Origin of the sequence: Rhodosalinus sp., assembly GCF_041685465.1 — a bacterium.
Lineage (GTDB): Bacteria > Pseudomonadota > Alphaproteobacteria > Rhodobacterales > Rhodobacteraceae > Rhodosalinus.
Genome location: NZ_JAWLFS010000117.1, coordinates 1 through 9278 on the forward strand (window position 1 = coordinate 1; position 9278 = coordinate 9278).

13 protein-coding genes are annotated in these 9278 nt (G+C 67.8%); 6 read left to right on the plus strand and 7 right to left on the minus strand.

The features are described from left to right. Together ACESL7_RS09185 and msrA are read left to right on the plus strand one after the other, a co-directional pair. A partial coding sequence (locus tag ACESL7_RS09185) for a DUF1810 family protein (protein WP_372893034.1) occupies positions 1 to 164 on the plus strand: 164 nt, incomplete at its 5' end. A 151-nt stretch (positions 165 to 315) separates the two neighbouring features. Continuing rightward, entirely contained in the window at positions 316 to 972 is a 657-nt protein-coding gene (gene msrA / locus ACESL7_RS09190; RefSeq protein WP_372893022.1) for a peptide-methionine (S)-S-oxide reductase MsrA, read from the plus strand. On the opposite strand, the gene ACESL7_RS09195 is transcribed toward msrA, so the two are convergent. From ACESL7_RS09195 to ACESL7_RS09205, 3 genes are read right to left on the minus strand one after another with little or no spacing between them, the layout of a single operon-like run. Beyond that, complete coding sequence (locus ACESL7_RS09195; protein ID WP_372893023.1) at positions 969 to 1568, minus strand: Smr/MutS family protein; 600 nt, start codon at positions 1566 to 1568, stop codon at positions 969 to 971. The two genes, msrA and ACESL7_RS09195, sit on opposite strands and share 4 nt — an antisense overlap. Continuing rightward, positions 1565 to 2608 (minus strand): murein transglycosylase A, encoded by a 1044-nt coding sequence (mltA, locus tag ACESL7_RS09200; RefSeq protein ID WP_372893024.1) that lies wholly within the window; start codon positions 2606 to 2608, stop codon positions 1565 to 1567. The genes ACESL7_RS09195 and mltA overlap by 4 nt, the downstream gene beginning before the upstream one ends. Continuing rightward, positions 2608 to 3276, minus strand: a complete 669-nt coding sequence (locus tag ACESL7_RS09205) for a Tim44/TimA family putative adaptor protein (protein WP_372893025.1) — start codon at positions 3274 to 3276, stop codon at positions 2608 to 2610. Before ACESL7_RS09205 ends, mltA begins: the two co-directional genes overlap by 1 nt. A gap of 107 nt (positions 3277 to 3383) precedes the next feature. Here ACESL7_RS09205 and ACESL7_RS09210 point away from each other — a divergent pair, with 107 nt between their 5' ends. Both ACESL7_RS09210 and secB read left to right on the plus strand, forming a co-directional pair. Next, positions 3384 to 3908, plus strand: a complete 525-nt coding sequence (locus tag ACESL7_RS09210) for an FxsA family protein (RefSeq protein ID WP_372893026.1) — start codon at positions 3384 to 3386, stop codon at positions 3906 to 3908. A 74-nt stretch (positions 3909 to 3982) separates the two neighbouring features. After that, positions 3983 to 4531 carry a protein-export chaperone SecB gene (gene secB, locus ACESL7_RS09215; RefSeq protein WP_372893027.1) on the plus strand — a complete coding sequence of 183 codons (549 nt, stop codon included), beginning with the start codon at positions 3983 to 3985 and terminating at the stop codon, positions 4529 to 4531. A 4-nt stretch (positions 4532 to 4535) separates the two neighbouring features. Here the strand turns inward: secB and dnaQ are convergent, their stop codons facing one another. The 4 genes from dnaQ to ACESL7_RS09235 are packed head-to-tail and all read right to left on the minus strand — an operon-like array spanning position 4536 to position 7240. After that, positions 4536 to 5228, minus strand: a complete 693-nt coding sequence (gene dnaQ, locus ACESL7_RS09220; RefSeq protein WP_372893028.1) for a DNA polymerase III subunit epsilon — start codon at positions 5226 to 5228, stop codon at positions 4536 to 4538. Beyond that, positions 5221 to 5814 carry a dephospho-CoA kinase gene (gene coaE / locus ACESL7_RS09225; protein ID WP_372893029.1) on the minus strand — a complete coding sequence of 198 codons (594 nt, stop codon included), beginning with the start codon at positions 5812 to 5814 and terminating at the stop codon, positions 5221 to 5223. Before coaE ends, dnaQ begins: the two co-directional genes overlap by 8 nt. After that, positions 5814 to 6644, minus strand: coding sequence for a shikimate dehydrogenase (locus ACESL7_RS09230; RefSeq protein WP_372893030.1), 831 nt, complete (start codon positions 6642 to 6644; stop codon positions 5814 to 5816). Before ACESL7_RS09230 ends, coaE begins: the two co-directional genes overlap by 1 nt. Continuing rightward, the gene (locus ACESL7_RS09235; RefSeq protein WP_372893031.1) at positions 6641 to 7240 is read right to left on the minus strand and encodes a Maf family protein; all 600 of its coding nucleotides are present in this window, start codon (positions 7238 to 7240) and stop codon (positions 6641 to 6643) included. The genes ACESL7_RS09230 and ACESL7_RS09235 overlap by 4 nt, the downstream gene beginning before the upstream one ends. A gap of 409 nt (positions 7241 to 7649) precedes the next feature. Here ACESL7_RS09235 and hemJ point away from each other — a divergent pair, with 409 nt between their 5' ends. After that, the gene (hemJ, locus tag ACESL7_RS09240; protein ID WP_372893032.1) at positions 7650 to 8102 is read left to right on the plus strand and encodes a protoporphyrinogen oxidase HemJ; all 453 of its coding nucleotides are present in this window, start codon (positions 7650 to 7652) and stop codon (positions 8100 to 8102) included. Between the two features lie 120 nt (positions 8103 to 8222). Beyond that, the coding region (gene rho, locus ACESL7_RS09245) for a transcription termination factor Rho (RefSeq protein WP_372893033.1) at positions 8223 to 9278 on the plus strand (1056 nt) is incomplete at its 3' end.

The following is a 9278-nucleotide window of genomic DNA, read 5'->3' on the forward strand; positions in this document are numbered from 1 at the left end:
CACCCGAAGACGTTCTGGGCGAGGTGGACGCGCTGAAGCTCCGCTCCTCCATGACGCTCTTCGAAGCGGTCCCCGGCGCGCCGCCGGTTTTCGCCGAGGTGCTCGACCGGCTCTACGCCGGCGCCCGATGCCCCCGGACCCGCGCGGCCCTCGTCGCGCGCTGACGCCCATCATCTTGGTCCAAATACTCCGGGGGTGCGGGGGCAGCGCCCCCGCGGTCACGGCCGATCACCAGGGCGTGACCGCTGCTGTCCGCCCTTGCCGGTGTCGCTGCGCAGGCCCACCCTGCGGTCAGTGCCCGAAAGGAAGCCCAAAATGTCTCTCCCCGTCCTCAGACCCGCCCTGCTCGCCGTGTCCATCGCGCTGGGGCTGTTCGCTCAGAAGGCCGCCGCCGAGACCGAGGCCATCACCGTCGCCGGCGGCTGTTTCTGGTGCGTGGAGGCCGATTTCGAGAAGGTGCGCGGTGTCGAGGAGGTCGTCTCGGGCTACACCGGCGGCGACCTGCCGGATCCGACCTACAGGCAGGTCGTGGGTGGCGGCACCGGGCACTACGAAGCGGCGCGCATCCGTTACGACCCTGACGAGATCACGCGCCCGCAGCTCTACGATCTCTTCTTCCGCTCGATCGATCCCTTCGACGCCGGCGGGCAGTTCTGCGACCGCGGCGACAGCTACCGCTCCGCGATCTTCGTCGGCAGCGACGCCGCGCGGGACGACGCCGAGGCCGCGAAGCGCCGGGCCGGGGAAGACCTCGGGCGCGAGGTGGTCACGCCGATTCTCGAGCTCGGCGAGTTCTATCGGGCCGAGGATTATCATCAGGACTACTACAAGAGCGACGAGCGGCTGACCGTCTCCTCCGTCGGCGTCGCCGTTCCCAAGCGGATCGCCTACGAACGCTACCGTGACCGCTGCGGCCGTGACGAACGTGTGCGCGAGATCTGGGGCGACGACGCGCCCTTCGTCGGCGGCTAACGCTTGCGGCGAAGATAGACGTAGAAGGCACCCGCACCGCCGTGCTTCAGATGCGCCTCGCGCGTCTGGAGCACCACCGACGACAGCGGCGGCGTCGCAAGCCAGTGCGGCAACTGGTGGCGCAGGACTCCGGGCCGGCGGGGGATCGGGCCATCGTCCTCCGTCCGCCGCCCCTTGCCCGTGATGACGAGGACAAGCCGCCGGCCCCCCGCATGCGACGACAGGATGAAGGACTGCAGGGCCGCGTGCGCTTCCTCCAGCCGCATCCCGTGCAGGTCGATCCGCGCGTCCGGGTCGAGCTTGCCGCGGCGCATGCGCTGGTGGGTCTTGCGATCCATCTTCAGGGGGGCTTCGGCCACCCGCTCGGACACCGAGGGCGCGAGGTCGTGCCGCTCCGACCCGGGGGCCGCCGCCGCGCCGACGCGGAAAGGCCGGACCGGGTCCCTGGCGGCCGTCGGATCGCGACGGGGCAGGGGACTGTGGTCGGCCGGGTCCTCCTGCGGGCTCTCCGTCCGCCGCGGATCGAGCGGCGCGGCGGTCTTGGCCACCTCGCGCCAGAGGGCCAGCTCGTCCGGGCGCAGGCGTCGCCGGCTCATCGCCGCGCCTCCGGAAGCATGGCGTAGGCGCGCTGGATCGGCATCAGGACGACCATGCGGCCCGGATCGCTGAGCCGTCCCGCATGGCGGCCGGCCTCCGCGCCGGTGCCGAAGAAGATGTCCGCGCGCTGTGCGCCCTTGATGGCCGAGCCCGTGTCCTGTGCGATCATCAGGCGGCGCATCGGGCGCTCGCCCTCGGTCTCGATCCAGACGGGAGCGCCCAGCGGCACATGGGCCGGGTCCACGGCGATCGTCCTGAGCGGTGTGACCGAGCGGTTCATCGCACCGAGCGGTCCGCGGTCGGGCGGCACCTCCGTCACCTCGCGGAAGAACACGTAAGAAGGATTGTGAAACAGCAGGTCCCGCCCCGCCTCCGGATTGCGGCGGACCCAGCTGCGGATCACCTGCGCCGAAACCTGATGCGGCTCGTAGACGCCGCGGCGCACCAGTTCCTGCCCGATCGAGCGATAACGGTGACCGTTCGCGCCGGCGTATCCGACCCGGACAAGGGTCCCGTCCCGCAGATGGATTCGCCCCGAGCCCTGTACCTGGAGAAAGAAGAGCTCGACCGGGTCGTCCACGAAGGCGATTTCGAGGCCGCGTCCGTCGAGCGCACCGGTGGTCATGATCTCCTGCCGGGTAAGCCATGGCGACTGGCGGGTGACCTCGGGCGGCTTCCGGTGGACCGGGTGGCGGAAACGCGGCGTGCGGTGGCGCGATCCGGCCAGTTCAGGCTCGAAATAGCCGGTGAAAAGGGCGGGGGTGCCATCCTCGATCAGGACGGGGCGGAAGAAGAGCTCGAAAAAACGGCGCGGGGCCTCCGCCCCTTTGGTCTGGGCATATGCGCAGAGCGCGCTCCAGTCGGGAGCATCGAGATCGGGGCAGGTTTCGAGGAAGGTGTCGAGGGCCGCGGCGTGATCATCCTCGGCCCAGCCGCTCAGATCATCGAATTCCAGCAGGGCGCGGGTCGTCTCGGCACCGCTCGCGGGTCCCGCCATCATCAGGCCGAACGCGAGAGCCGCACCCAGCGCCCGCCGCATCACTCCCCCGTGGCGACCAGCTGCCAGTTGGGATCACCCGACCCCATGACGCGAGCAAAGGTCCAGATATCCTTCTGCCGGCGCACCTCGGTCGGGCTGCCCTCGATCACGTCGCCCTCCGCGTTCTTCACGACCGAGGTCAGCTCGCCCACGAAGCGTACCGTGACCTCGCCGAGCCGGCTCGACGTGTCGAAGGTGGCATCGACCACCGAGAGTTCGCGCACGCCCACGAATTCCGCCTCGATCGTGAGGCCCTGTGCCTCGCGTTCGCGCACGACCTCGTCGAAACTCTCGTAGACGTCTTCTGCGAGGAAGGGTTTGACGCTTTCCATGTCGCCCTTCTCGAAGGCCATGAGGATCATCTCGTAGGCCCCGCGCGCGCCCTGAAGGAACTCGGAGAGGGAAAAGTCGGAGTCGACCGATTTCATCCGGGCGAGGGCATCGGCGGCGTCGGACCCCTGAGGGACATGGTCGGTGATGTCTTCATCCGGCCCGCCCTCGATCACCTCGAACTCCGGGCGCCGTTGCGTGACGGGGGTCTGTTGCTCGGATCCGGATACGGTGGGTTTCTCGAACCCGTCGCGGGTGCCGAGCACACTGCGCAGGCGCAGGATCAGGAACACGGCAATGCCGGCCAGCACGAGGAGCTGCAGAAGCGGGGAGTTCATGTGAACCTCTCGGCGCGCGGTTGGAAACGGGCGGTGTCCGTGCATATGTAGGGATGGCGCGCGCCCAAGTCCACCGCAAGCCCGTCACGCCGAGAAGGAACCCGCCCATGTGGCTCCTCGCTGCTTTCCTCGCCGTCCCGCTGATCGAGATCGCCCTCTTCATCCAGGTGGGTGGCTGGATCGGCCTCTGGCCGACGCTCGCGATCGTCGTGGCGACCGCCGTCGCCGGCACATGGGCCGTCCGCAGCCAGGGGCAGGCGACGATGACGGACCTGCGCCGTCGCTTCGATACGCTCTCCGATCCCTCCGAACCGCTGGCGCATGGCGCGATGATCATCTTCGCGGGCGCGCTGCTGTTGACGCCGGGCTTCTTCACCGACGCCGTCGGGCTGTCGCTCATGGTGCCTGACGTGCGGCGCGCGGTGATGCGTTTTCTCGCACGCCGGATCGAGGTGCAGCGTTTCCGGATGGGTCCGGAGCCGCAAGGCCCGCGCCGCCCCCATGGAGGGCGCGAGGACGTGATCGACGGCGACTGGGAGCGCGTCGATCCGGCGCAGGCCGAGCCGGAGCACGACGCCGGGCCACCCCCCAGGCGGCCGACGCACCGCGGATCGGGCTGGACCCAGCATTGAGCGCGTCGCGCATTGAGCCGACGCCGCGGCGTTGCTAGACACGCCACGGTCCTGACCCTCTAGCGGAGAGCCCGATGAGCGAGACAGAAAACGGTAACGGCGCGGCACAGCCCGAGGCCGGACAGACCGGCGAGCAGCAGCCGCAGGTGAAGATGAACATCCTCGCGCAGTATATCCGCGACCTGAGCTTCGAGAACATCTACGTCCAGAAGGGCGGCGAGGCGCAGGGGCAGCCGGACGTGCAGGTGAAGGTGAACCTCGACGCCAAGCGCCGGCAGGCCGACAACCAGTACGAGGTTTCGGTCAAGCTGAACGTCGACTCCAAGTCCAAGGAGACGGGCACGCAACTCTTCCTGCTCGAGCTCGACTACGCCGGGGTGTTCCAGATCGAGAACGTGCCGGACAACCAGCTGCACCCGTTCCTGATGATCGAGTGCCCGCGGATGCTCTTTCCGTTCCTGCGCCGCATCGTCAGCGACGTCTCGCGCGACGGCGGATATCCGCCGCTCAACCTCGAGACCATCGATTTCGTGCAGATCTACCGCAACGAGGTGCTGCGGCGGCAGGCCGAACAGAAAGGCACCTCGCAAACCGCGGGCGACACGCCGGCCGGGACCGCCTGATCGTTCAATCCGCCGGCCAGAGCGATTTTTCCCCGAGGCGCGCGACCATCGCGGCGTGCGCCTCGGCCTCCCCGGATGTGATCCGCTGGGGCAGGGCACGCGGCCTCGGGCCGGGCCGCCAGGCCTGTTGCGCAGTGCCCTGGGCCGTGCCGCTCCCCGATGCCGCGCCGAGCGAGAGGCCGGGCTGCCGCCCACCGATCAGTTCCAGGTAGACCTCGGCGAGAATCTCCGCGTCGAGCAGAGCGCCGTGCAGCGTCCGCGCCGTGTTGTCGATCCCGAAACGCCGGCAGAGCGCGTCGAGCGAGGCAGGCGCGCCGGGAAACCGCCGGCGGGCAAGCGCGACGGTATCGAGGGCCTGCGTCATCGGCAGTGTCGGCATGTTCAGCCGCGTGAGCTCCGCGTTCAGGAATTTCATGTCGAAGCCGGCGTTGTGGATCACGAGCCGGGCCTCGCCCACGAAGGCCGCGAAGGCCTCGGAGACACGGGCGAAGACAGGCTTCGTCCGAAGGAAGTCATCGCCGAGCCCATGCACCGCGAAGGCTTCCTCGGGCATGGGGCGCTCCGGGTTGATGTATTCGTGAAAATGCCGGCCCGTCGGCATGTGGTTGTTGAGTTCAACCGCCCCGATCTCGACGATGCGATGACCGTCGGCAGGGTCGAGGCCGGTTGTCTCCGTGTCCAGCACGATCTCACGCATCGGTCAGTCGCCTCCTGATATCGGCAAGGATCTCGCGAACCTGCTGGCGCGCGTGCTCCGGGGTGTCGGTCACGATGACGTAATCCGCGCGCGCGCGTTTCTCGGCATCGGGCATCTGCCGCGCAAGGATGCCCTCGAAGTCTGCCTCGCTCATCGAGCCGCGCGCAAGGACGCGGCGGCGCTGCTCCTCGGCCGGTGCGGTGACGACGGCAACCGCGTCCATCTCGCGCTCCGCGCCGGTCTCGAAAAGGAGCGGTATGTCGAAGACGACGATATCGGACCCGGCCTCGCCGGCAAAGCGCGCCCTGTCGGCCGTGACCAGCGGGTGCACGATCGCCTCGATCCGGGACAGCGCATCGGAGTCGCCCGCGATGATCCGCCGCAGCGCCTCCCGCGAGACGGACCCGTCCTCGATCGCCTCGGGGAAAACGGCGCCGAGCGGCCCGACTGCCGGGCCATCCTTGGCATAGGCACGATGCACCGCCGCATCGGCATCCCAGACGGCGCAGCCTTCCTCTGCGAAGATCCGCGCGGTCGCGGTCTTGCCCATGCCGATGGAGCCGGTAAGCCCGAGCCGGAACACCATCAGAGCAGCACCTCGCGCGTCGCCGCATCCACCTCCGGCCGACATCCGAACCAGCGTTCGAAGCCCGGCACCGCCTGATGGATCAGCATGCCGAGGCCATCGACCGCGACGCACCCCTTTTCACGCGCGACACGAAGCAATCGCGTTTCAAGCGGCGTATAGACCAGGTCGTTGACGACCGTTCCGGGATGAAGACCATCGAGCGACACCCGCAATTCCGGCTGACCCACCATGCCGAGCGACGTGGTGTTCACAACCGTTGCGGCCTCCGCGATGGCATGCCCCGCGGTGACCCAGTCTTCTACCCTGAGGCGCGGACCAAACTCCTGCCGGAGTTGCTCCGCCCGCCCGCGGGTGCGGTTGCAGACGACGATTTCCGGCGTTCCCGCCTCGCGCAGGGCCACGATCACCGCCCGCGCCGCGCCGCCCGCGCCAAGGACGACGGCCGGACCGGCCTCCGGCTGCCACGCGGGCGCGTTGCGACGCAGGTTCTCGAGGAAGCCGTAACCGTCGGTATTGTCTGCCCGGATGCGGCCATCGGACTGAAACGTCAGCGTGTTCGCCGCTCCGATCAGCGTCGCGCGGTCGGTCACGAGGTCGGCGATTTCCAGCATCGATTCCTTGTGGGGGATCGTGACGTTCACGCCGACGAAGCCCGCCTTCGGCAGCGACGCGAGCACATCGCGCAGATCGCCCGGCGCCACGTCGAGCGGCACGTAATGCCCCCGGAGGCCGAGGCGCCGCAGCCAGTAGCCATGCAACCGCGGCGAGCGGGAATGTGCCACCGGGTGCCCCATGACGCCGGCCAGCGGAATGCGATCCTCGCTCATGCCTCGATCTCTCCGGTCGTCGCGAGCCAGTTCACGAGTTCGAGAAGCGGCAGACCCTGCACCGTGAAGTGATCCCCCGTGACGGCGGCGAAGAGGCGCACGCCTTCCTCCTCCAGTCGGTAGGCGCCGGCGCTGCCGGAGACCCCGGGCCAGTTGCGCGCAAGGTAGGCGTCGAGAAACCCGTCCGAAAACGCCCGCATCACCATCCGCGCGACGCCGACATGCCGCCAGATCGGCTCGCCGTCGCGGCAGACGACGGCGGCGGACAGAAGCTGATGGCGATCCCCGCGGAGCTGCGCGAGCTGCGTGCGCGCCTCCTCCCGGGTCGCGGGCTTCGGAACGATCCCCCCGCGATGGTCCAGCACCTGATCCGCGCCAAGCACCAGCCGTCCCGGATGCTTGTCGCTGATCTTGCGCGCCTTCATCTCGGCGAGCGCGTCGGCCGTGTCGCGCGGGCCCGCGCCCTCGGCGGCCAGACCGGCGCGCAGGGCGACCTCGTCGATGCGGGCGGGCACCACGTCGATCGCGACACCCGCGGCCTGCAGCAACCGTGCCCGGGCTTCCGATGCCGATGCGAGAAGAAGCGGCGCCTGCATGGGGACAGCCTGTGTATCATCTGGCGAAAACGCGTTGGAAACCTTGTCGATGAACGCCGGGCGGGATGCAAGCGGTGGACGCCCGGCCAGCCCGTCCGCCGATTCTTCCGCGCTGTCCAGATGGGGACAGGACAGTTCGCCGCGGTGGACGACGTGCGTCGGCTGACCACGTTCCGGCAGAGTCGACCCACGATCCTTCCTCAGGCTATAAGTTCATCAAGCTTTTGCTTCAAAATGATTTTTTCGTTTTCTTCCAAAGTCCTCCCGAAGTTATCCACATGGCACTTCGGGATCTGGAGAAGCCTGGGGAACGTCTGACAATCCCCCGATCCGACTGGCCCTTCCACAACACCTTCTTTTCATTTTCTTCTTTTCTGAGTAGAGGCGAAGCGACCAACCGGAGCCCGCCATGATCGACCTGCTCGCGCTGCTCTACCCGTGGACCAAGTCGCTTCACATCCTGGCGCTGATCGCCTGGATGGCCGGGCTGTTCTACCTGCCCCGCCTCTACGTCTATCACACGGAGCGATCGGTCCCCGGCGACACCATCGACCCGGTCTTTCAGACGATGGAAGAGAAGCTGCTGCGGCTGATCATGAATCCATCGATGATCGTGACCTGGATCTTCGGGATCGTGCTTCTGTTCACGCCGCAGTCCGGTGCGGCCTGGGACGCGCTCTGGGTCTGGACGAAGCTCGCCGCGGTAGGCGTGATGACCTGGTTCCACATGTGGCTCGGCGCACGCCGAAAGGACTTCATCGCCGGTGCGAACACGCTGACGGGCCGACAGCACCGGATGATGAACGAGGTGCCGACGGTGCTTCTGGTGGTGATCGTGCTCTCGGTGGTGGTGAAGTGGTGACCGCCGCGGATTGACTCCGCCGCGGGCCAGGCGTATTTTCCGCTGATCCGCCCGTCCGGGTGGTCTTTCCCGTACTGTCCGACGATAGCCGCAGCTCCCATGCGGCGCGATAGGTGGTCCATGACCCAGACCCGTCTCAACCTCGCCGATCTGAAGGCCAAGAGCCCCAAGGATCTTCTGGCGATGGCCGAAGAGCTCGAGATCGAGAACGCCTCGACCATGCGCAAGGGCGAGATGATGTTCCAGATCCTGCGCGAGCGGGCCGACGAGGGCTGGCAGGTCTCGGGGGACGGCGTCCTCGAGGTGCTGCAGGACGGCTTCGGCTTTCTGCGCTCGCCCGAGGCGAACTATCTGCCGGGACCGGACGACATCTACGTCTCGCCCGACATGATCCGGCAGTTTTCGCTGCGCACCGGCGACACGATAGATGGCGGCATCCGCGCGCCGGAGGGGGACGAGCGCTATTTCGCCCTGGTGTCGGTCGACAAGATCAACTTCGAGACGCCGGATAACGCGCGCCACAAGATCGCCTTCGACAACCTCACGCCGCTCTACCCGGACGAGCGGTTCAAGATGGAGATCGAGGATCCCACCATCAAGGACCGCTCGGCGCGCGTGATCGACCTTGTGTCACCCATCGGGAAGGGGCAGCGCGCCCTCATCGTCGCACCGCCGCGGACCGGCAAGACGGTGCTCCTGCAGAACATCGCCCACTCGATCGAGACCAACCATCCCGAGTGCTACCTGATCGTCCTCTTGATCGACGAGCGCCCGGAAGAGGTGACCGACATGCAGCGCAGCGTGAAGGGTGAGGTCATCTCCTCGACCTTCGACGAACCTGCGACGCGGCATGTCGCCGTGAGCGAGATGGTGATCGAGAAGGCCAAGCGGCTCGTGGAACACAAGCGCGACGTCGTGATCCTGCTCGATTCGATCACGCGCCTCGGCCGGGCCTACAACACGACCGTGCCGAGCTCCGGCAAGGTGCTGACCGGCGGCGTGGATGCCAACGCGCTGCAGCGGCCCAAGCGGTTCTTCGGCGCGGCGCGGAACATCGAGGAGGGCGGATCGCTCACCATCATCGCCACCGCGCTGATCGACACCGGCTCGCGCATGGACGAGGTGATCTTCGAAGAGTTCAAGGGCACCGGCAACTCCGAGATCATCCTCGACCGC

What these genes read in the sequence shown, in the direction of transcription:
- ACESL7_RS09210 (WP_372893026.1), top strand. Translation starts at nt 3,384, where the DNA reads ATGTGGCTCCTCGCTGCTTTCCTCGCCGTCCCGCTGATCGAGATCGCC.
- ACESL7_RS09195 (WP_372893023.1), bottom strand. Translation starts at nt 1,568, where the DNA reads ATGAGCCGGCGACGCCTGCGCCCGGACGAGCTGGCCCTCTGGCGCGAG.
- msrA (WP_372893022.1), top strand. Translation starts at nt 316, where the DNA reads ATGTCTCTCCCCGTCCTCAGACCCGCCCTGCTCGCCGTGTCCATCGCG.
- ACESL7_RS09205 (WP_372893025.1), bottom strand. Translation starts at nt 3,276, where the DNA reads ATGAACTCCCCGCTTCTGCAGCTCCTCGTGCTGGCCGGCATTGCCGTG.
- hemJ (WP_372893032.1), top strand. Translation starts at nt 7,650, where the DNA reads ATGATCGACCTGCTCGCGCTGCTCTACCCGTGGACCAAGTCGCTTCAC.
- secB (WP_372893027.1), top strand. Translation starts at nt 3,983, where the DNA reads ATGAGCGAGACAGAAAACGGTAACGGCGCGGCACAGCCCGAGGCCGGA.
- ACESL7_RS09235 (WP_372893031.1), bottom strand. Translation starts at nt 7,240, where the DNA reads ATGCAGGCGCCGCTTCTTCTCGCATCGGCATCGGAAGCCCGGGCACGG.
- dnaQ (WP_372893028.1), bottom strand. Translation starts at nt 5,228, where the DNA reads ATGCGTGAGATCGTGCTGGACACGGAGACAACCGGCCTCGACCCTGCC.
- coaE (WP_372893029.1), bottom strand. Translation starts at nt 5,814, where the DNA reads ATGGTGTTCCGGCTCGGGCTTACCGGCTCCATCGGCATGGGCAAGACC.
- ACESL7_RS09230 (WP_372893030.1), bottom strand. Translation starts at nt 6,644, where the DNA reads ATGAGCGAGGATCGCATTCCGCTGGCCGGCGTCATGGGGCACCCGGTG.
- mltA (WP_372893024.1), bottom strand. Translation starts at nt 2,608, where the DNA reads ATGCGGCGGGCGCTGGGTGCGGCTCTCGCGTTCGGCCTGATGATGGCG.